This is a genomic window from Enterococcus alishanensis (genome assembly GCF_019218635.1).
GTDB lineage: Bacteria > Bacillota > Bacilli > Lactobacillales > Enterococcaceae > Enterococcus_A > Enterococcus_A alishanensis.
On sequence record NZ_JAHUZB010000010.1, the window covers coordinates 51,701 to 72,852 of the forward strand.

Annotated in this window: 20 protein-coding genes and 1 other annotated feature; of the genes, 6 read left to right on the forward strand and 14 right to left on the reverse strand. The window is 36.0% G+C overall.

The window, feature by feature from the left end; all coding sequences use genetic code 11:
- Positions 1-4 precede the first annotated feature (4 nt).
- Together KUA55_RS16800 and KUA55_RS16805 are read left to right on the forward strand one after the other, a co-directional pair.
- A complete protein-coding gene (locus KUA55_RS16800) occupies positions 5-871 on the forward strand; it encodes an RluA family pseudouridine synthase (RefSeq protein ID WP_218327556.1) in 867 nt (288 codons plus the stop codon).
- Positions 868-1,686, forward strand: a complete 819-nt coding sequence (locus KUA55_RS16805; RefSeq protein ID WP_218327557.1) for a PrsW family glutamic-type intramembrane protease — start codon at positions 868-870, stop codon at positions 1,684-1,686. The genes KUA55_RS16800 and KUA55_RS16805 overlap by 4 nt, the downstream gene beginning before the upstream one ends.
- Positions 1,687-1,915: 229 nt before the next feature.
- On the opposite strand, the gene KUA55_RS16810 is transcribed toward KUA55_RS16805, so the two are convergent.
- The 11 genes from KUA55_RS16810 to KUA55_RS16860 all read right to left on the reverse strand — a co-directional run bounded on the left by KUA55_RS16810 (position 1,916) and on the right by KUA55_RS16860 (position 11,496).
- A complete protein-coding gene (locus tag KUA55_RS16810) occupies positions 1,916-2,389 on the reverse strand; it encodes an S-ribosylhomocysteine lyase (protein WP_218327558.1) in 474 nt (157 codons plus the stop codon).
- A 104-nt stretch (positions 2,390-2,493) separates the two neighbouring features.
- Positions 2,494-3,990: a xylulokinase gene (gene xylB, locus KUA55_RS16815; RefSeq protein ID WP_218327559.1), complete on the reverse strand. Its 1,497-nt coding sequence runs from the start codon at positions 3,988-3,990 to the stop codon at positions 2,494-2,496.
- Between the two features lie 14 nt (positions 3,991-4,004).
- The gene (locus KUA55_RS16820) at positions 4,005-5,042 is read right to left on the reverse strand and encodes an aldose epimerase family protein (protein ID WP_218327560.1); all 1,038 of its coding nucleotides are present in this window, start codon (positions 5,040-5,042) and stop codon (positions 4,005-4,007) included.
- 27 nt (positions 5,043-5,069) lie between these two features.
- A complete protein-coding gene (locus KUA55_RS16825; protein ID WP_218327561.1) occupies positions 5,070-5,846 on the reverse strand; it encodes a triose-phosphate isomerase family protein in 777 nt (258 codons plus the stop codon).
- Positions 5,847-5,861: 15 nt separating this feature from the next.
- Entirely contained in the window at positions 5,862-6,977 is a 1,116-nt protein-coding gene (gene dhaL / locus KUA55_RS16830; protein ID WP_218327562.1) for a dihydroxyacetone kinase subunit DhaL, read from the reverse strand.
- A complete protein-coding gene (locus KUA55_RS16835) occupies positions 6,974-7,984 on the reverse strand; it encodes a dihydroxyacetone kinase subunit DhaK (protein ID WP_218327563.1) in 1,011 nt (336 codons plus the stop codon). The genes dhaL and KUA55_RS16835 overlap by 4 nt, the downstream gene beginning before the upstream one ends.
- Positions 7,985-8,070: 86 nt before the next feature.
- Positions 8,071-8,619 (reverse strand): D-lyxose/D-mannose family sugar isomerase, encoded by a 549-nt coding sequence (locus tag KUA55_RS16840; RefSeq protein WP_218327564.1) that lies wholly within the window; start codon positions 8,617-8,619, stop codon positions 8,071-8,073.
- Between the two features lie 20 nt (positions 8,620-8,639).
- Positions 8,640-9,752: a PTS fructose transporter subunit IIC gene (locus KUA55_RS16845; RefSeq protein ID WP_218327565.1), complete on the reverse strand. Its 1,113-nt coding sequence runs from the start codon at positions 9,750-9,752 to the stop codon at positions 8,640-8,642.
- 3 nt (positions 9,753-9,755) lie between these two features.
- Positions 9,756-10,073: a PTS fructose transporter subunit IIB gene (locus KUA55_RS16850; protein ID WP_218327566.1), complete on the reverse strand. Its 318-nt coding sequence runs from the start codon at positions 10,071-10,073 to the stop codon at positions 9,756-9,758.
- A gap of 19 nt (positions 10,074-10,092) precedes the next feature.
- Entirely contained in the window at positions 10,093-10,551 is a 459-nt protein-coding gene (locus KUA55_RS16855) for a PTS sugar transporter subunit IIA (RefSeq protein WP_218327567.1), read from the reverse strand.
- Between the two features lie 75 nt (positions 10,552-10,626).
- On the reverse strand, positions 10,627-11,496 hold the full coding sequence (locus KUA55_RS16860) for a ketose-bisphosphate aldolase (RefSeq protein ID WP_218327568.1): 870 nt from the start codon (positions 11,494-11,496) through the stop codon (positions 10,627-10,629).
- 191 nt (positions 11,497-11,687) lie between these two features.
- Here KUA55_RS16860 and KUA55_RS16865 point away from each other — a divergent pair, with 191 nt between their 5' ends.
- On the forward strand, positions 11,688-12,467 hold the full coding sequence (locus KUA55_RS16865; protein ID WP_218327569.1) for a DeoR/GlpR family DNA-binding transcription regulator: 780 nt from the start codon (positions 11,688-11,690) through the stop codon (positions 12,465-12,467).
- 107 nt (positions 12,468-12,574) lie between these two features.
- Here KUA55_RS16865 and apf read toward each other — a convergent pair whose 3' ends face one another.
- Both apf and KUA55_RS16875 read right to left on the reverse strand, forming a co-directional pair.
- Positions 12,575-13,198, reverse strand: coding sequence for an aggregation-promoting factor (gene apf, locus KUA55_RS16870; protein WP_218327570.1), 624 nt, complete (start codon positions 13,196-13,198; stop codon positions 12,575-12,577).
- A 506-nt stretch (positions 13,199-13,704) separates the two neighbouring features.
- Complete coding sequence (locus KUA55_RS16875) at positions 13,705-15,282, reverse strand: MATE family efflux transporter (protein ID WP_218327571.1); 1,578 nt, start codon at positions 15,280-15,282, stop codon at positions 13,705-13,707.
- A gap of 114 nt (positions 15,283-15,396) precedes the next feature.
- On the opposite strand from KUA55_RS16875, the gene KUA55_RS16880 reads away from it, so the two are divergent.
- Both KUA55_RS16880 and KUA55_RS16885 read left to right on the forward strand, forming a co-directional pair.
- Positions 15,397-16,905 carry a UDP-N-acetylmuramoyl-L-alanyl-D-glutamate--L-lysine ligase gene (locus tag KUA55_RS16880; RefSeq protein WP_218327572.1) on the forward strand — a complete coding sequence of 503 codons (1,509 nt, stop codon included), beginning with the start codon at positions 15,397-15,399 and terminating at the stop codon, positions 16,903-16,905.
- A gap of 53 nt (positions 16,906-16,958) precedes the next feature.
- Positions 16,959-17,660: a B3/B4 domain-containing protein gene (locus tag KUA55_RS16885; protein WP_218327573.1), complete on the forward strand. Its 702-nt coding sequence runs from the start codon at positions 16,959-16,961 to the stop codon at positions 17,658-17,660.
- A 50-nt stretch (positions 17,661-17,710) separates the two neighbouring features.
- On the opposite strand, the gene leuS is transcribed toward KUA55_RS16885, so the two are convergent.
- Entirely contained in the window at positions 17,711-20,125 is a 2,415-nt protein-coding gene (leuS, locus tag KUA55_RS16890; protein ID WP_218327574.1) for a leucine--tRNA ligase, read from the reverse strand.
- Between the two features lie 43 nt (positions 20,126-20,168).
- Positions 20,169-20,352 (reverse strand) — a binding site (T-box leader).
- Between the two features lie 142 nt (positions 20,353-20,494).
- Between leuS and KUA55_RS16895 the strand changes: the two genes are divergently transcribed.
- Positions 20,495-21,151, forward strand: coding sequence for a phosphatase PAP2 family protein (locus KUA55_RS16895; protein ID WP_218327575.1), 657 nt, complete (start codon positions 20,495-20,497; stop codon positions 21,149-21,151).
- The last annotated feature ends 1 nt before the right edge of the window (position 21,152 follow it).

Genomic DNA, 21,152 nt, shown 5'->3' on the forward strand with positions numbered 1-21,152 from the left:
TAAAATGGAATTTACTATGACATTAGCAGAAGATTTTAAAACTATGACGGTCAAAGAATTATTGGAAGAAGAATGGCTGGTTCCTAGAAAAGTCCGTCATTTTATCCGAACTCGAAAAAGTATTTTAGTCAATGGACAACCAGTGCATTTCCAAGACCAAGTAAAAGCCCACGACCAAATTGATTTAGAAATTGCTGACAGCGATTATCCTGTCCGTAACATTTTATTAGGCGATGCCAAACTAGTGCAGCCTTTATATGAAAATCAACATTTCATCATTGTAAATAAACCTGCTGGTATGAAAACTCATCCTAATCAGCCAGCAGAACAAGATACTTTATTGAATCATTTAGCTGCTTATTTAGCGCCAGATTTCCAGCCCCATGTGGTCCATCGCTTAGATAAAGAAACTAGTGGCGCTATCTTATTTGCAAAAAATCAATTCGTACTACCAATTTTGGGGCGATTATTAGAAAGCAAACAAATTTATCGTCGCTACCAAGCGCTTGTTTGGGGAAACATCACCAATGATTTAACAATCAACCAAAAAATTGGGCGTGATCGTCACGACCGTCGGAAACGCCGAATTGATCAAAAAAATGGACAACCAGCCATTACCCACGTCACAGTCGCCCAACATTTAAAAAAACAAACTGCAATTTATTGCCAGTTAGAAACTGGTCGCACTCATCAAATTCGCGTGCATTTGGCTAGTATCGGGCATCCTTTAGTTGGGGATCCGCTATACAGTAAAGACGCCACTGGTCGTTTAATGCTACACGCCTGGCAACTTCATTTGACTCACCCTTTTACACAAGAAAAAATTTCTGTTACGGCGAAACCAGGTATTTTCACGGAGGAAAGCACATGAAAAATAAGCTAATTTTAGTGATTGCACTGTTCCTATTCGCCGTCGGTTTTGATTATGAATTATTAGGGTTAGCTGCCTTACCAATTAAGAATCAACAATATTTGATTTTGCTCGTCTCCTTTCTATTAGTGGCACTTTTTTTAATTCCGGCGACTTATTTATTTTACCGGCTAGAAAAGAAATTTAAATTACCTTATTATTTTTTTCCACTAGCTTTTGTTTGTGGCTATTTCATGCCTGGTTGGTTGGCAGCTTACGGCAATCAAGCTGGTGTCGAAATTTTGCATCTGGTTTTTGGTAATGGAGAGTTTATTAAAGCTTGGCAAGATGCACTAACTGCACCGATAGTAGAAGAAAGTGTTAAATTTTTAGTGGTCTTTCTTTTATTGAAATTGTTAAAAGTTAGACGTTCGGCAGCTGTCTTTGTTTTAGGTATGGCAGTCGGATTAGGCTTTCAGTTTTCAGAAGATGTTTCTTATTTAGTTAATCAAGCTAGTCAGGATTTTTCGCAAATTTTTGCCGTTGCCTTTTCACGCCTTTCTGGTGCCTTAGCTTCTCACTGGATTTATACCGGACTCGTCTCTTTAGGTGTATTCACTATCTATAGTAAAAATCGTCTGTTTAGTAAAAAATGGGGCTTTTTCTGGGTAATCGCAGCCGTATTGCTACACTTTGTTTGGGATACACCAATAAATGATTTCCAACTTGGTGAACTTTCTATCGTTGCTGACAGTTTAACCGCCTTTAGTTTATTTTTAATTTTTCAGATTATCTATCAGCTTTGGCAACAAGAAAAAAGCAGTTTAATTGGTTGACAGAACTGGCACTTCCCGTTATTATTTTTATTCTGTATGACAAATTAATAAAGTAATAAGGGAATGGTTTTACATGAAACAACGACTACTAGAAAAATGGCAGGAACGTAAATGGCTCTTACTTAGCACTGGTTCCATTGCTGTAATTGATGTATTTTATGCTTACTTAACCCACTAAAATAAAACAGCTGTAACGAAACAGATTCTTCTGTCCCCGTTACAGCTGTTTTTAAATGACTTTTCTTTCAAAAGCATCTTCAGAAATACCTTCTGCTAAAACTTTTTTAGACCATTCTTTAGCCGAAAAGAGCGAATGATCCCGATAATTGCCACAACTTCTGATATCTACGCCTTGCACGTCATCCCAAGTCACTTTGTCGGCAATTTCAATCAAAGCTGCTTTAAATGCCAACGCCACTTCTTGCGCAGTCGGTTCTCCCCAAGTAATTAGATGAAAGCCTGTCCGACAGCCAAATGGTGAACAATCGATCACACCTGATAATCTTTCCCGTAATAAATCTGCCAATAAATGTTCAATCGTATGAATCGCCGCTGTTGGTAATGCTGTTTCATTCGGTTGCGTCAATCGTAGGTCAAAATTAGAAATTTTATCTCCTTCTTTTCCTTGCGACACCGTAATCAGACGAACATAAGGTGCTTTAACTTTTGTATGATCCAAACCAAAACTTTCAACTTCTGCCATTTGCCGATACCTCCTCATCAATCTTTAATTTATAATTTCTCATGATTTAGAGATTCTTTCAAGTAATTTATTTTATGCATTCAACAAATAGTTATTTGATTCTTTTAGGTATTAAGATTTTGAAGCTCATGGCTCAATTCTTTTGTGGCATGATAAATTTTTTTATAAAGTACATAATACTTTTTATAAACATTGGCTGTTTCAGTTGGAAAATAACTTGGACCATATTGAACAAAAGTTTGAATCATTTCATTAACTGAATTAAACCAGCCACATCCCAAAGCTGCTAGCATTGCTGCACCTAGACCTGGTCCTTGTTCCGTTTGCAGGGTGATAATTTCTGTTTCAAAAATATCCGCTTGGATTTGTAGCCATACTTTATTTTTAGCACCACCACCAATTGAAACGATTTTTTTTAAACGTTTTTGTTGGATGCTTTCCATAATCATTTGACTATCTTTCAAAGAAAATGTTATCCCTTCAATAACGGCACGAACAAAGTGCTCCTGATGATGCCGATTATCTAATCCAATAAAACTTCCACGAATTTGACTATCCACATAAGGTGTTCTCTCTCCCATGATGTAGGGAGCAAACAATAACCCCTCAGATCCTGCTGGAACATTTTCAATTTCAGCTAAAAAATCAGTGAAGATTTCTTTTTTTGCAAAGTTTTGTTTAAACCAATTTAAACTCTGACCAGCTGCTAAAGTAACACCCATTGAATAGTAAGCGTTTGGTATAACATGATTAAAAAAATGTAATTTCCCTTGATAGTCGCGAATATTCTCGCCTTCAAATGTAAGGAATACACCCGATGTGCCGACACTCACTAGACCTTTATCTTCAGAATCTATCCCTGCACCAAGAGCTGCACAAGCGTTATCTGCTCCTCCTGCAACTATTTTAATCTTAGGAGACAATCCTAATTCTTTAGCTAAATCTTGACGAATTGTACCAATAATTTCTGTAGCATCTACAAGTTTAGGAAAAATATTTTTAGGTAACTCAAAAATATCTGCAATTTTCCAGTCCCATGTCTGATGAATCACGTCCAGTAGCAATGTACCTGCAGCATCAGAAAAATCGGTTTGAATATTGCCAGTCATCCAATAACCTAGATAATCTTTTGGTAGTAAAAAGGTTGCTACTTGTTCCCAAATATCTGGCTCGTGCTCTTTAACCCATAACATTTTAGGTAAGGTAAATCCTTCTAATGGGCGATTCTTAGTTTGTTCTAAAACAAGTTCCCCCGCATGCTCCATAATGTATTGACATTCCTTTGTTGTGCGAACATCATTCCATAAAATAGCAGGTCTTAGAATATTTTGTTTTTTGTCTAATAAAACTAAGCTATGCATTTGTCCTGAAAAACTAATTGCACTAATTTTATCCATGGCTTGCGGTTTTTCAGAAATAAGTTTTTGAATCACTGTTTTAGCTGCAGCAACCCATCCTAAAGGATTTTGTTCGCTATATCCAGCATGAGGATTACTCAAAGGATAATCTGCACTAGCTGAAACAATCATTTCTCCCTGTTGATTCACTAATAATCCTTTCAAGCTACTTGTTCCAAGATCTAAACCTAATACATATGTCAATGTGCTCTCCCCTATTATTTATTTGTATTTAAAAATTCAAACACAGTTTTGCTAGAATATGTTTTATTTGGTTCTAAAATTATTTTTGGATCAGCTTGATGAATAGCATCTGGCAGGTTTTGTGTTTCTAGGGTCACACCGCTGTGTTTAGACAGCCAACCATTCTCTGCTAAAAATATCTGATTCGGTAGCTTATTTCCCGTATAGACTACAATACTTTCTTCTGAAGTTGTTAATTTAATCATTATTCCCGTTTCTTCATTTTCTAAGATTGCCCCTTCAGGAGAATCAGTATTTATCAGGTAGGCTAAATCAATTCCTTGAGAACCAAGTGTCAATTGTTCATGCTCATCATTAAATGTCTCTTCAAGTCTTCCACCTTGCAACTGTAACCTTTGATTCCCTTCAACCGTGAGATTTAATAAATGACCTGTCGGTAATGTTCCTTGTTTAATTTCCTGAACTTTCTCTGCATTTATTTTTAAGCTGTGATTTTTGACAGATTCGGTTCTCGGATTAAGATTAAAATAGGTATGATTTGTCGGATTAAAAATTGTTTTTGCATCGGCTTTTGCTTGATATAAAATTTTAAAAGAATTGTTACAATCTAGTGAATAAGTCACTGAAAAATCAATTTTTCCAGGATAGCCTTTTGTTTGATGGTTAGTTAAGTAAAGAATCAAATGATCCTCCTGTTCATTTGTTACTGTTTCTACTTGATAAAATTGTTTATGGTAACCACTAAAGCCACCATGCAAATGATTATCACCTTCGTTTTTTTCTAGTTGATAGCTAGTACCATCTAATTCGAAAGTGCCAGCTGCAATTCTGCCAGCTACAGGGCCTATGACCGCACCAAGAAATAAAGGATTTTCGTAATAATTTGAATAGTCAGCATAATTGAGTACACAATTAAACTTGTCGCCATTTTTATCAGGAACCTTAATACGTGTAATGACTGCACCATAGTTTAAAACAGAGATACTCATCCAGCCGTTGTCTATGATGTATTCCACTAAGTCGTCATTTATTTGTTTTTGAAAAATCGTCATTTTTATTCTCCGTTTCTGGAAATTAGCTTATTCCTTCACTTCATTTTTAATTTTCAAAACTAAGTCAACAATTTCTTTAAAATTTTGTGGATCATGACCAAAACGCCCAACAAAAACACCATCAACATTTTCATCTTTTACGATCGCTTCAGTATTCTCTTTACTTACCGAGCCACCATAAATAATTCTAACTGCTTGAGCAACTTCATCACTGAACAAATCAATCATTTCTTCACGAATAATTCGATGGGCTTGGTGCACATAATCTGCTGAAGCAGCCTCTTTTTGACCAATCGCCCAAATTGGCTCATAAGCTAGAATAACTTTTTTTAACTGTTCTTCAGGAATGTCTGACAAATCGGCCCTTAATTGTCTATTTAGTTGTTCTCGTAATCGTTTTTTTTGTGTTTCGTCTTCACCAATACATACTACTGGTGTAACTTGATTAGCTAAAGCCAATTTAATTTTTTTAGCAATACACTTATCTGTTTCGCCTAGCTCTTGGCGTCTTTCAGCATGACCGACTTCAACAAAATCGGCTTGCCAATCAATTAAAGACTCGATTGATAATTCTCCTGTCAATGCACCATTAGCAATCGGTGCAATATTTTGTGCACCAAAATGGATTTCTGTATTAACTAGATAATCACTAGCTACAGCTAATGTTCCCATGCTTGGAAAAACAAATAAATCCGCCTCAATGGTTCCAACACACGATTTTTTTAACTCGCCCAGATATGTCTCCATGTCCGTTTTTTTATTTTTGTATATTTTAAAACTAATGCCAATCGCAGGTTTCCGCATAAATTTACCTCACATTTATTTTTTTGCTTCATATTGACTGATTTGATTAATCTTTGGTTCTGATCGTGTCCCTGGTTCAAAGGTGTGAGATAGGTACTCTGCTAACAATAATTTAGCTGAGTCAATTCCTTGAACAAATGCTCCAAAAGTTGCTATTTGCGCATTATTACTTAATTGTGCCCGTTCAGCTGAATATATATCAGTAATTTGAGCAGCACGAATACCTGCGACTTTATTAGCAGCAATCGCCATACCAATACCTGTTCCACAGCATAGTACACCACGGTCAATTTCTTTATTTTTAATCGCATGAGAAACATCAAAAGCTACAGCTGGATAATCCACTGAACTATCTACCGGTATACCGAAATCAACTACTTCATAGCCTAATTCCTCAGCATATTTTTTTAAATCATCTTTAAATTCAACGGCGTTATTATCTGCGCCAAAACCAATTTTCATTTGTCTTCCCTCCATATTTTTTTCTATATCAGTATTTTCAACACTTTTTAAATAATCATACATAGCTGTAAAAATAATATTAACTGAAGTAGCGCCAGCATCTTGATAACCAACCGTTCGATCACCCAAAAATTTTGATCGACCAAATTTCGCAGGATATTTTTTTGTTTTTTCGACACCGACAGTTGCACTTTCACTGGCTTTTTCCAAAGCAATCATAAAATCAGCTGTTTTGTAATAATTTAGCGTTTCTGTTGCAGGGATTAGTGCATCTAACATGGTTTTATCTCCAAGCTCAGCTTTCCCTCTTTTTTGAATGTCCTTAATTGCTTGCGCCATACCATCATGTAAATCTTCTACTGAAATTGTTTTTTTATCTTTTGTCGTTTTAGCCAGTCCAAGAAATAAAGAGCCAAAAATTACTCCAGAAGCACCTCCCATCGATCCCATCATTGCCATACCAGCTTTTTTAAATATGTCACCAACAGTTGCTTGCTGTTCTTCATGTAAAGTTACTAAAATGGCCTTTGCACCGTTCCTCATTCCAATCCCATGATCACCATCGCCAATCTTTTGATCAATTTCACCTAGCTGTTCTTCATTTTGAATCAAAGCACTAGCAATTTGTGAAAGCATTTCATAAACTTGTTGTATGTTTAACTGCTTCATTGTTTTACCTCTCTTTTAAAGAAACAAGGACTATCGGCTGCCACTTGGTATAACTCAGCCAATTCCTGATTTAAACTTTGAATTGTAATAGAAAAACCAGCCATTTCTTGTGTAGTACAAATATTTCCAATTACTGTATCCACTGTTTTCAAGCCCTTTTGGCTTAACAGTTGTTGAATTTCATTATTGATAATATATAACTCCATCATCGTCGTAGATCCCAGGCCGTTGACACAGACAATAACTTCTTTTTCTGGATAAGTTGCGAGTTCTCCTTCTAAAGCTACAAACATTTTTTCTACTAATTCTCGTGCTGGTAATAGTTTCATTCGTTCCAGTCCCGGTTCCCCATGTATTCCTAAACCAAATTCGATTTCATCTTCAGCTAATTCAAAATTTGCTTTTCCATTCATTGGATTTGTTCCTGGAGCAATCCCTACACCAATTGAAAGAGTTCGTTTATTTGCTAACTGACCAAGCTGATGGCAGCGTTCTAATGAAAAACCTTGGCTAGCAGCGGCGGCAACTTCTTTAATAACAAATAAGTCTCCAGCGATTCCTCGACGTTCTGTTCGTTTCTCATAAGTAGCTGAAGCCACATCATCAATAATAGGTAAATTACATACTTCTATTTCTTCAAGTTCAGCAAGTTCTGCTGCTACTTCGAAATTTAAGACATCCCCTGCATAATTACCAAACAAACAAATAACTCCAGCTCCTTGATCAGCCTCTTTAATTGCCTCAAGAACTGTATCAGGAGTGGGGGCTGTGAAAATATTTCCAACAGCTACAGAATCAGCAAAATTTTCACCAATCAATCCAAAAAAAAGTGGTTCATGGCCACTACCGCCACCCACAACCACACCTACTTTACCTGGTGTTTTATTTTTTTTATAAAGTACTCTTGGGTTATTATCTGATTGGATGATTTGGCCTTTTTCAGCGGCTAAAAAACCAGCCAACATATCTTCAATCAATGTTTCCGTTGTATTTATAATTTTTTTCACAAAGCAAACTCCTTTACTCACTGAATTCAATTAAAGCGCCTTATAAAATGTCCTATCTGTCCATTTTAAAAGCGCTCTAAGTTTATTTATCGATCTCTGACATTACGTTTAACAGAAGGATTCGTAAAAAGATCATATTCATCGTAACTAGGCGATGAAAACTCACTAATTACAGCTCCCTCATTTCCAGCCTGAAACCAATGCTTAATTTTAGGATCTATCGTATATTGTTCCCCAGGTAATAAACGAATTTCTTTTCTAGCTGTATAATATTCTTTACTTGATTCAGGGATAGTTACGCTAATTTTACTAGTATCTATGGTTTCTTCCGCTTCAACATATAAGTAAACTTCTCCCCAACGACAGCGAAAAGTTTCTTGCTTTCCTTCTAGTCCATTTTCTAAGTTAGGATGCAAATGTTCTGGGCAAGTTTGATTAGGTAAGAGGACCATTTCTTTTGCACAATAACGTTTATTATTAACATAAAGAATCAGATTTAAAGCTTCTTTTTCGATATTATTTAAACCAAAATCAGCATAGTCAATTGATGCTAATTCCTCGTCAGTTAAAACAATTTGAGACTTCTGATAAAGATCTTTTACTCTTTTTTTATAATCTTCAGTTACTTGACTCATTAACTATTCCTCCAATTATATTAGCTAATTTTTAATTCACTAAAATCAATATCTTTTTCATCTTCTTCAGTCAGCTCTTTGACATCTTCATAAGCAACTGGTCTTTTAAGAACAAATAGAATAATTGCATCAACTAAAGAACCAATTAGCAATGCTGCTAACCACGAAAGAGGATGTGTCATTGTTACCATCGCAAATAAACCACCATGAGGAACGGGAGAACCTGCATTCCAGATCATGCTCAACGCACCACCCACTCCTGCACCAATTCCTGTTGAAACAATACAACGCCATAAATCATTGAAAATAATCGGGTAACACCCTTCAGTAATCATGCAGACCCCCATTGGGAAAGCTGTCTTCAGTGTTTCAACCTCTGTTTTTGTATAGATATTTTTACCCACGATTTTTTGAAAGAAGTAAGCCATGGTCATGCCAAATGGTGTGACCATCGAAGCTAACATTAAAACCGCCATTGGTTCATTGATACCATTGGATTGTAAAGACAATAAGAAGGCAAATACGACTTTATTAATTGGTCCACCATAATCCACAGCTGACAATACGCCCACGATTAAACCAAACATTAATTTTTGATTAGTGTCTAATCCCAGTAAGAAATTATTTAACGCTTCAGTCAATGCAGCAATTGGAAAACCTAGAATATAATACATCACAAAACCAATCACAATTGAGGAAATAAAAGGAATAATCAACATCGGTTTTAATCCGTCTGCCCACATAGGAACTTTCAATCGATCTTTTAAAAATTTAGTAAAATAACCCGCAATATAACCACCGATAAAACCACCAATAAAACCTGCATTCATATTAATTGATATCATACCCACTAAAAATCCTGGTGCAATTCCGGGTTTGTCTGCAATCGAAAATGAAATTCCAGTTGCAATTACGACTGGTAACATGCCTAAAACTAATCCACCCATTGTGTACATTACATCAAAAAAATTGTAAGGGTTATCAATACTTTCAATTGTTACGCCTCCCAAAAGACTACCAATTGCTAGCATGAAACCTGCACTAACAACTACTGGAATCAGATATGAGATTGCCGTTAGTGCATGTTGCTTAACGTTTGTAAAGAGTTTCCCACTCTGCTTGACTTCTGCCATTTTTTAAACTCCTCCTTTAACCACTTCTTCGACTTTTTGAATAAATTTGTTAGGAGATTTAATCACTAATTCAGTTGGTACTTCAATTATTTTCATCCCTTCAAAACGATCCTTTCCACTCACCTTTACATCAGCAGCAATGACCGCAACATCCGCTTCTTTTAGTACTGCTTCTGGAATAGCATCTTCTGTCCCAATAGTCCCTTGTGTTTCAATATGAATTTCATGTCCCGCCTTTTCAGCTGCGTTTACTAACTTTTCTCTAGCAATATAAGTATGGGCAATTCCCGCAGTACACGCTGCTATACCTACTATTTTCACAATATATTCCTCCTATATCTTATAAAAATGCTTGTTTTACTTCTTCAACCGTCGTCGTACTCATCAATTGTTCAACTACGTTATCATTACCTAACTTTCCTGCCAATGCTGCTAACATTCTTAGATGTTCACTTTCACCACCATCTCCAGCCTTTACACAGAACAAACAAACAATTCTTACAGGTTTATCATCTAAACTTTCCCAAGGAATTTCATTTTTGAACATTCCAATGGCTATACCATTTTTGATAACGCTTTCACTTTGTCCATGAGGAATAGCTATTCCATTTCCTATACCTGTTTTACCAAGTGATTCTCTGTAATAAATATCTTTCTCAAATGAGGGAATACTCGAAATATAATTTTGATCTGACAATAACTGTGCCATCTGTGTTATCGCCTCTGCTTTTGTACTACCAGTAAGATTCACAGCTATAATTTTCTCATCTAAAATATTGTTTAAATCTACTTGTTGCACGTTTGAACCCTCCTTTTTTAAGATTCTTCTACGTCAAGTGGTAAACAGCGCTTGACGTAGAAAGAACAAGCTTAATTAGTAATATAAATCTAACTTATTGTCTGACTTGAATAAATTAATCTTGTGTAAAGCAGTTTCTTTAGCAGCTAAATTACAGTCGGGGAACACCACATTAGGTTCACGAATTTCTGCATTTCCACTATCCAAAACTTCTCTTAATTTATCGGCAAAAGAAATTTTAATATCAGAAGAAATGTTAATTTTAGCGATACCTAAATCAACAGCTTGGCTTATTTCTTTATCTGGATTGCTTGATCCTCCATGAAGAACCAACGGAATATCAACAATTTTAGCAATTTCTGCCAAAATATCTAAGCGTAACTTAGGTTCTACATTTTTTGGGTAGATTCCGTGAGCAGTACCAATCGCAATTGCTAAAGAATCAATCTCAGTCCGTTCAACAAATTCTTTGGCTTTTGTCGGATCGGTGTAAATAATTTCACTTACGCCACCCTCAACCGTGTTTCCCGTATCACCGATTGTTCCTAATTCTGCCTCTACTGAAACCCCAACTGCATGAGCAGCTTCGACGACTTTTTGAGTCATTACAATATTTTCTTCAAAAGGTAAATGAGAACCATCAATCATAACGGAGGTAAAACCTAATTGAATAGCATGAATGACTTGTTCAAAAGATGCACCATGATCTAAATGAATTGCTACTGGTACTTTACTGTGATTTGCTTCGTAGATTACCTGACTAACAAAGCTGTCTCTGAGAAACTCTAATTCTAACGGATGAATTGCCATCATAAAAGGAGATTTTGCTTCTTCACAAGCTTCCATCACCGCCGTTAGCAATTGACCACTTCCTGCATTAAAAGCTGGAACTGCAAAATGATTTTCTTTTGCAACATCTAACATTTGTTTTCCCGTAATTAACATGACAGTACCTCTTTCTTTTTTTTGTTTTTTCATTCTTTATTTTTCTTTTTATTTCTTTTTATTTCTTTTTACAACAATAATATACAACTGAACACAAAAAATGTCAATGATTAATTTCTATTTTTTTCTTTTGTTTTTCTTTTGTTTTCTTTTGAAATGATTTATAATAACGATGAAGGAGTTGATAACTCATGTTAGCTACCGAACGTGAATCGCTAATCAGAGAAAAAATCATAACGAATGGAATAGTTTATGTGGCGGACTTAGTAAAGGAAATGAACGTAACTAGTCCAACAATTAGAAATGATTTAGACAAGTTAGTAAAAAAATATGATGACTTAGATCGTATTCATGGGGGAGTCATTTACAAATCGAAAGAAGAAAATTCTTTATCAGAAGTTATTACAGGTTATAGTGAACGATCTTTCGAAAACATTTCACTAAAAAAAACCATCGCAAAACGGGCTTTACTATTGATCGAGAACGGAGACACCTTATTAATAGATTCTAGTTCCACATGTTTTGAATTGGCCTCACTGTTGGCTGAATCAAATAAAAAAGTTACTATCATAACAAATGGCTTGTCTACCGGCACAGTTTTAAAACAAAATCCCAAATTAACTGTCTTAGTCATTGGTGGTTTGCTGCACCCTAGCTCGAATACTATTTATGATGAATTCAATAGCCCCATTTATACCATGTTTAATATTGATAAGTATTTTTTTTCTGCATCAGGTCTTTCTATCAAAAGTGGTTTTTCTGAATTTAATATTATGGAGGTTAAAAATAAGAAAGCAAATGTTGATAAGTCTCGCATTTCAATTGCATTAGTAGATAGTACAAAATTTGATAAAGACTCAACCTCAACCTTTTGCACGCTGGCTGAAGTTGATTATTTAGTCACCGATGATCAACTCGAGAACAATCTTGCGAATGAGTACCGCAAAGAAATCAATTTGCTAATTGGTTAACTGTTACTAATTTGATATTTAACATGGACTGACAATAGCCCCTGGTTTTATATAATAAAAAAAAGCTCTCGACAATTTTGTCGAGAGCTATATTTATTATCTTTATCTTAATACCAGCCGTTTGCTTGCCAGAAAGCTTGTGCGCCTGTCCATGAGCCGTAACGAGAAGTTACATATTGGTCAGCTACTGCTTCTTGGTTTGCTGCAGAATAGTCACCATTTAAGTATGAGTTAGTTAATTGGTAACGTCCAATGTATTGACCGTTAGTTGCAGTATATGAACCGCCTGATTCTTTTTGTGCAATCCATTCTTTTGCTGCTGCATCCGAACCAGATACAGTGGCAGCTGGTGCTGCTGTTTCAGCAACTGCTGGAGCTGCTTCTTCTACTGCTGGAGTTGGTGTTGCTTCTGGAGTTGCTTCTTCTACTACTGGCGCTGGAGTTGCTTCAGTCGCTGCTGCTGCAGTATCAGTTGCTGGTGTTGCTTCAGTATTGCCTGAGTTAATAGTTAAAGTTTGACCAGCATAAATCATGTTTACATCAGTAATGCTGTTTGCTTCTGCAATAGTATTAACTAAGCTGTTATCACCAGCAATTTTTTGAGAAATTTTTGATAATGTATCGCCTGATTGTACTGTATAGTTTTCAGCGGCTTGTGCTTCTGTTGAAACTGCTAAACCAGCACCTGCTGCCAATACTGAACCAAATAAAAGTGTTTTTCCTAAATTCATGAATATATATCCTCCGTTGTTTGAGTAAATTCTGTCTTATCGACTACGTTAGTAACTTTAACAGCTTTTTGTATTTCGTGGGTAAAAATACAATGACATTTGGTTACAGTCTGATGTAACAATGTAACAAAAAACTATTTTAACCTTCTTTCTGTCACAATTGATTTTTGCGGATTTTTCTTAAAATGCTTGTAAAATAAAGGAGAAAGCGGATTTTTCAGGATTTTCATTTTCTGCTTAGATTACGAGAATGTATCGGTGCAATATTTCTGTAAAAAAACGAGAGAAAAATTTATAAAACGCGACTTATAGTTTTTTTCATGCTGGAAATAATTATTGAAGAATTTTAGCTTTTTGATGATATCTATAAAAAAAGACCTACTTATAACCTTTACTTTACCTAAAAAAACTAAATTTAGGCTAATACCCACTATTTTAATATTACAAATTATTCGATTTTACTTATTTACGCCAAAAGAAATAGCGGCTGTAATATTCGCCGCTACTTACTTAATATGGAATTTTTTACGCCACTGTCGTACTTCTGGTCCAAACAGTTGATCCAGCAAGCGAATTTTCAAAGATATAAAGAAATAACTGAAGGCGGCCACCGCAATAACTACAACAATATTTATTACTGCTTGCCAGGGTTCATTAAAGTTTAAGCGTTTCAATAAAAAATGAGCACAGCCTGTCGCCAAACCAAAACTAAACAACGTCAAAACAAGAATCAATAGGATTCGTCGCCCTAACATCTTGTAATTAGCCGGATTTGATTGAATTAAATAAGCACTCATTAAAAGTACACTAACTAAACAACCTACTAATGAAGCAGACAATGGTCCGAAAACTTCTAGTAAATTAATGGCTGGTAATTGAAGAATTAATTTTACAATTAAACCAATTAGCCAAAAAACAATCACTTGTACTTCGCCACCGGTTGCCTGTAGGGCGCCACTAACTAATACAAAAAAGCTAAAGACTAACTGAACAATCACAGCTAAAATAAATACTTGACTGGCTAAAGTCTCTTTTTGATAAAACAATTGATACAATGGCCCACCTAATAACAGTGCGAGCAAACTAGGCAGCAATAAAAAATAAAAACCCAGCTGAAAATTCACGCTAATTGCTTCACCACGAGGTCGCCAATTGGTTAAAAGAGATAAATTAGCCACCACTATTAGTTGTGCCAGTGCGGGTAAGAAATTGAGCAAATGCAGTGGCTGACTAGTAAACAAACCTTGCAAATGAAGTAGTTGTTCTTGACTATAATTAGTAAAGCTTCTCATTTGATTCATAAAAGTCACTTGATCAACTAACCGATAACTTAATAGTGCTACCAGTGTCACTGCATAAGGAATGACTTTTTTAAAATCAAAGGATAAAACTTCCTTTTTTTCCAGATGTACTTTAGGTTCCAATATTTCCACCTGATGACGTTCTCTTAATAGTAGAAAAATAAAAATAAAGCAGGCGGCTAATAAGCCAGCAAATTGTGCAAAAGCAGCTTGGACTAAAGCAGCGTGATTATTTTCTTGCCAAATCAACTTAATGGTAAAGCCGCTAATTAATAAATAGATCGTGGTAATCACTGCTTGTGTCGTAAAGGAAAAATAAAAAGCTGGTTCCTTCGTTTGAAAATAGCTGCGTAAAACTTGTAGGCTAGGATAAATCAAGACACTAAAAGCCATCACTCTTAAGACGGAAATCGTATTTGCTAACCCGCCAGAAATATGAACCAAGACGGGCGCCAATAACCATAAAGCAGCTGCTAATATGACACCCGATAAAATAGCAATTTGTAAATACCAATATAGAATTTTACGTCGATTCAAATAAGCATAACGAGATAAATTACGATAAACCATTCCAATTACCGGAATACTTGCTAAAAACATAAAAAACAGTCCCCAGTTTAAAACCACTTGCCACAAACTGAAACTAACTTGGTTTCGCTCACCTAGCCAGTAATACCAAAAAAACAACCCGATTAAGTAAAATAAATTAGAAAAGACGGTTTGGGTACTTGTTAAGGTGAAATTTTGAATAATCTTGATTTTTGATGAATCATTGTTTAACATCTTTCCCCTTCTTTCTTTTCATTGTTTTTATTTTAGCTTAAGCTGGTCAATTTTACACGGGTCTTTTTGGGATATGCTATAATGTCTGAGAATAAAAATGATGGAGGTTTCAAAATGGGACTAACTTTAACAGAAGTCCAAAACCTATTGGCAAAAGAAAATTTATTACGTGAATTTATTACCCCTGATACTTGGACACTTGAAGCGCCGATGCAACATATTTTCCGCCATCTTTCTTACAATTCTAAAGATGTCGATGTGGAAACTTTATTTTTTTGCAAAGGCAATCATTTTAAAAAAAGCTATCTAGAAGATGCTTTAGCCCATGGTTTGCAAATTTATATTGCAGAAAAAGATTACGAAGTCGCTGCCCCTTTAGCTATTATCGTAACAGATATTCGTAAAGCTTTGGCTGTTTTAAGCATGGCATTTTATGACTATCCCCAAGAAAAATTAACTTTGATTGGTATTACTGGTACAAAAGGAAAGACCACCGTCGCTTATTTTACGAAAGAAATCTTAGCTGAAAGTACTGGGCAGAAGACTGCTTTACTTTCTACGATGAATACTACTTTAGATGGTGAAACGTATTTCAAATCAGCTCTAACCACACCAGAATCACTTGATTTATATCGGATGATGGATGAAGCCGTAAAAAATGGCATGACCCATCTGATTATGGAAGTCTCTTCTCAAGCCTACAAAGTCGATCGAGTTTATGGATTAACCTTTGATTTGGGCGTCTTTTTAAATATTTCACCTGATCATATTGGTCCGATTGAGCATCCCACTTTTGAAGATTACTTCTATTGTAAACGACAATTGGTAAATCATTCAAAACAAGTCATTGTTTATCGTGAGATAGATCATTTTAATTTGATTGCTGAAATGGCGAAACAAAATAATATTCCTTTGATTACCTATGGTGGTCAAGATGCCAACTATCAAGTAACACCGACAGATTCTTTACATTTTAAATTAACTAGTTCTGATGATCAATTAAAACTTGATGGTACTTATGAAATTAAACATGCTGGCGATTTCAATAAAAACAACGGTGCTGCGGCTGCCATTACAGCAAGCTTAGTCGGTGCCAACCAAACAGCAATTCAATCTGGTTTGAAAAAAGCATTGGTTCCTGGACGAATGAATTTACTACTTAAACCAAATGGCGCCCATATTTATATTGATTATGCTCATAATTATTTAAGCATGCAAGCAATCTTAGCTTTTGCTAAAAAAGACCATGGCGGTAAAGTAATTGTGGTTACCGGTTCTGCTGGTGGGAAAGCCGAATCTCGCCGTGAAGATATCGGAAAAGCCATCGGTGAACTAGCCGATGTGGTTTATTTAACGAGTGACGACCCCGATCATGAAGATCCTAAGGCGATTGCTAATCAGATTCTTCGAGGGATTAATCAAACTTTATATCGCCGTGATTTAACTATTAACTATGAATTTGATCGTAGTCAAGCGATTGTTCAAGCAGTTAAAGCTGCTGAAATTGACGATGCCGTCATTATTGCTGGTAAAGGAACTGAAATCTTTTTGACTATTGCTGGTAACAAGCAGCCCTATGAAGGTGACTACCAGATCGTTGAAAGAATTCTAAGAGAACAATAAAAACATCGTGATTTTTTTAACTGTTGCTTTTATATCAAGGAGGAGGACACATTATGTATTTTTCCGTTGATCCAAAAGTTTTTCAACAATTACCCAACGCTGTTTTCGCTGTGGTCATTGCTCGGGGCATAGACAATGCAAAGCCGCAAGCAGATATTCAACAGCTACTCGCAAAAAATATTCAGCTTGGCGAAGCGTATTTTACTGATAAAAATCTAAAAGAATCACCTGAGATTGTTCCTTATCGTGAGGCTTTCCGAACATTAGGCATCAATCCTAATAAATTCAAATGCTCAATCGAAGCCTTGTTAACGCGAATCGCCAAGCAAAAAGGACTACCTGTTATCAACCCTGCCGTTGATTTAGGTAATGCCGTTTCTATCAAACATTTTTTACCTATTGGTGCCCATGATTTAGCGACTATCAATGAAGGCTTAGAAGTGCGTTTTTCTCAGCCAGAAGATACTTTTATTCCTTTTGGCGGAACTGAATTTGAAGTGCCTGATGAAGAGGAATTATTATATGTCGCAGATCATCAGATCAGAACCCGTCGATGGACTTGGCGGCAAAGTGAAGTAGGAAAAATTATGGAACAAACAACCGACATTTTGTACCCGATTGATGCTTTTGCAGGAATCAACGCCGAAAAAGCGCTGGCAGCTGCGAATGATTTAGTCACTTATCTGCAACAATATTTTGATTGTGAAGCACAATTCGTTTTTGTCGATCAAAAAAAACCTCGTTTTGACTTTTAAAAAAACCGTTCAAAGGTAAGCGATTAAGCTACTTTTGAACGGTTTTTTGATTAATTTGCGACAATATTTACTAATTTATTCGGTACTACAATCACTTTGCGGATCGTTTTACCATCAATATTACGTTGAATTGCTTCATCGGCCATCGCAATTTTTTCCAATTCTACTTTATCGGTATCTAAAGCTACTTGGATTTTACTGCGTAGTTTGCCATTAACTTGTAAAATGACTTCCACTTCATCTTCGACTAGCGCACTTTCATCATAAGTAGGGAATGGCACATAAGAAATGCCACCTTCATGACCTAATATTTCCCATAATTCTTCTGCGATATGTGGTGCAATCGGTGCTAATAATTGTACAAAGCCTTCCACATATTCATAAGTCAATGCTTCCGCTTTATAAGCATCATTTACAAAGACCATCAATTGTGAGATTGCTGTATTAAAATGCAATTGCTCATAATCTTCTGTGACTTTTTTAACTGTTTGATTATAGACTTTGGTTAAGCTACCATCATTAAAGTTCGTAATATGATCCCGCATTTTGCCTTCTTCATCGACTAATAAACGCCATACACGATCTAAGAATTTACGACTGCCTTCTAAACCATTTTCACTCCAAGCGATTGAAGCATCCAAAGGTCCCATAAACATTTCATACATTCTTAAAGTATCGGCACCATATTTGTCGACCACATCATCAGGATTGACTACGTTACCCCGAGATTTAGACATTTTTTCATTATTTTCTCCAAGGATCATTCCTTGGTTGTATAATTTTTCAAATGGTTCTTTTGTTTGAACCACACCGATATCATATAAGAATTTATGCCAGAATCGCGCGTACAATAAATGTAAGACTGCATGCTCCGCCCCACCAATGTACAAATCAACTGGCATCCAGCGTTTTAGTTTTTCTGGATCCGCGATCATTTCTTTATTATGAGGATCAATAAATCTTAGGTAGTACCAAGAACTACCCGCCCATTGTGGCATCGTATTGGTTTCGCGACGACCTTTTTTTCCAGTTTCAGGATCAACCACATTCACCCAGTCAGAAATGTTGGCCAAAGGTGATTCACCAGTGCCACTTGGTTGGATATTTTCAGCAATAGGTAATTCCAATGGCAATTCTTCTTCCGGAACTACTGTAGTCGTGCCATCTTCCCAATGAATAATTGGAATTGGCTCACCCCAATAACGTTGACGAGAAAATAGCCAATCTCTTAAGCGATAGCTAATTTCTTTTTTACCGACACCTTTTTCTTCTAGCCAAGGAACAATTTTATCAATCGCATCTTGCTTGTTTAAACCATCTAAAAAGTCAGAATTAATATGCTCACCGTCACCAGTATAAGCTTCTTTTTCAACATCGCCGCCAGCTAAAACGGGAACGATTGGCAAATCAAAGGTTTTAGCAAATTCATAATCTCGTTCATCATGGGCTGGTACCGCCATAATCGCACCAGTTCCATAAGAAGCTAAAACATAATCCCCAATCCAAATTGGCATTTCTTTTCCATTAACAGGATTGATTGCGTACGCACCAGTGAAGACACCAGTTTTTTCTTTAGCTAAATCCGTTCGGTTCAAATCAGATTTTTTAGCTGCTTCGGCAATATAAGCATCTACAGCTGCTTTTTGGCCAGGACTAGTAATACGTTGTACCAAATCTAATTCAGGTGCTAGAACAGCATAAGTTGCCCCAAATAAAGTATCTGGACGAGTCGTAAATACGGTAAATTCTTCTTTCGTGTCTTTAATATTAAAAGCTACATTGGCTCCTACAGAACGGCCAATCCAGTTCCGTTGCATTTCTTTAATGCTTTCTGGCCAATCTACCAAATCTAAATCATCTAATAAACGGTCAGCATAAGCTGTAATTTTTAACATCCATTGACGCATTGGTTTACGGACAACATCGTAGTTCCCTCGTTCACTCTTGCCATCAATGACTTCTTCATTTGAAATAACTGTCCCTAATTCTGGTACCCAGTTAACTGCGACTTCTGCTTCATAAGCCAAGCCATGTTCATACATTTTTTCAAAAATCCATTGGGTCCATTTGTAATAATCAGGATCAGTCGTGTTAATTTCACGATTCCAGTCATAACTAAAACCTAATGAATTAATTTGGCGTTTAAACGTTTCAATATTTTTCTTAGTAAATTCTGCGGGATCATTACCAGTATCTAAGGCATATTGTTCTGCTGGTAAACCAAAAGCATCCCAGCCCATCGGATGTAAAACATTAAAGCCTTGTGCTCTTTTTAAGCGAGAAACAACATCCGTTGCCGTGTATCCTTCTGGATGTCCGACGTGTAAACCTTGTCCTGATGGATAGGGAAACATATCTAAGGCATAAAATTTTGGACTGCCAACTTCATCTTTTGTGTTAAAAGTATTATGTTTAGCCCAATACTTTTGCCACTTGCGTTCAATAGTTTTGTGATTGTAACTCATCATGTTCCTCCTTATAATAAAAAAAGCCCCATAGAAGCAACTTCTATAGGACGTTATTAACGTGGTACCACCTATTTTTATCTGCCAATGCAGACCTTAAATGACGATAACGGGTCTCCCCGGAAAAATCAGCTCTAAGGTAAGTTCGAATTTCAAACCTGTGCACTCACAGCCCCGTACACTCTCTGAAAAGTTGGCCTTCTACTACTCCTTGTCAACACTTATATGAAATTAATTTAATCTTAGCAGATTCAAATAGTAAATTCAATTTAATTCCATCGATAAAACCTAAGAAAAATCCATTTTTCTGCTATAATAGTCTCGTTTAGTAAGAAAACATCATGAAACGATGTATTTTAAGGAGTTCCTATGAAAAATAAAATGTACTATCAATTAGCCGGCAGTTTTACTTTACTGTTTTTTGTGGCTTTGTGTTATATCCTACGTTTTTATCCAGATACCTTGACAGGTTTTGATCGTGGCATTATTTCAGTTGTCCACAGTTTATCCCCAGGTGCCGACAGCTTTTTTATCTGGCTAACTAAATTTGGCAATCCAGTATCAGTAGTGATTTTAACTATAGTCTTTCTTGGACTATTTTGGTTCAATCGACAAAAGTTAACAGCCTTATGGTTTGGAATAAATATTGTTGGAATCTGCGGCATCTTAAATCCTGTTATCAAACAATTTTTCAAACGTCCACGTCCAACTATTTTACCCCATCTGGTTGAAGAACACAGCTATAGTTTCCCCAGCGGACATGCGGTAACCAGTATGATTTTATTTGGCACCTTGATTTTTGTCATGCCACTATTTTTCAAAAATACTTCTTTACGATTAGTAGCGCAAATTGTTTTAGGACTGTTAATTTTGGGAATTGGTGTCAGTCGAATTTACGTTGGCGTGCATTATCCTAGCGATGTGCTTGGCGGCTTTTTACTAGGGATTAGCTGGCTATTATTTAGCTTTCCTTATTATCGTGAAAAAAAACTGATTTATGATATGAAACAGATTGGAAGAAAATAAA

Coding starts and splice junctions, on each gene's coding strand:
- KUA55_RS16840 (WP_218327564.1), bottom strand. CDS start 8,619: ATGAGTCAAGTAACTGAAGATTATAAAAAAAGAGTAAAAGATCTTTAT.
- KUA55_RS16810 (WP_218327558.1), bottom strand. CDS start 2,389: ATGGCAGAAGTTGAAAGTTTTGGTTTGGATCATACAAAAGTTAAAGCA.
- KUA55_RS16805 (WP_218327557.1), top strand. CDS start 868: ATGAAAAATAAGCTAATTTTAGTGATTGCACTGTTCCTATTCGCCGTC.
- KUA55_RS16895 (WP_218327575.1), top strand. CDS start 20,495: ATGAAAAATAAAATGTACTATCAATTAGCCGGCAGTTTTACTTTACTG.
- KUA55_RS16885 (WP_218327573.1), top strand. CDS start 16,959: ATGTATTTTTCCGTTGATCCAAAAGTTTTTCAACAATTACCCAACGCT.
- KUA55_RS16845 (WP_218327565.1), bottom strand. CDS start 9,752: ATGGCAGAAGTCAAGCAGAGTGGGAAACTCTTTACAAACGTTAAGCAA.
- KUA55_RS16800 (WP_218327556.1), top strand. CDS start 5: ATGGAATTTACTATGACATTAGCAGAAGATTTTAAAACTATGACGGTC.
- leuS (WP_218327574.1), bottom strand. CDS start 20,125: ATGAGTTACAATCACAAAACTATTGAACGCAAGTGGCAAAAGTATTGG.
- KUA55_RS16860 (WP_218327568.1), bottom strand. CDS start 11,496: ATGTTAATTACGGGAAAACAAATGTTAGATGTTGCAAAAGAAAATCAT.
- KUA55_RS16820 (WP_218327560.1), bottom strand. CDS start 5,042: ATGACGATTTTTCAAAAACAAATAAATGACGACTTAGTGGAATACATC.
- dhaL (WP_218327562.1), bottom strand. CDS start 6,977: ATGAAGCAGTTAAACATACAACAAGTTTATGAAATGCTTTCACAAATT.
- apf (WP_218327570.1), bottom strand. CDS start 13,198: ATGAATTTAGGAAAAACACTTTTATTTGGTTCAGTATTGGCAGCAGGT.
- KUA55_RS16880 (WP_218327572.1), top strand. CDS start 15,397: ATGGGACTAACTTTAACAGAAGTCCAAAACCTATTGGCAAAAGAAAAT.
- KUA55_RS16865 (WP_218327569.1), top strand. CDS start 11,688: ATGTTAGCTACCGAACGTGAATCGCTAATCAGAGAAAAAATCATAACG.
- KUA55_RS16825 (WP_218327561.1), bottom strand. CDS start 5,846: ATGCGGAAACCTGCGATTGGCATTAGTTTTAAAATATACAAAAATAAA.
- KUA55_RS16875 (WP_218327571.1), bottom strand. CDS start 15,282: ATGTTAAACAATGATTCATCAAAAATCAAGATTATTCAAAATTTCACC.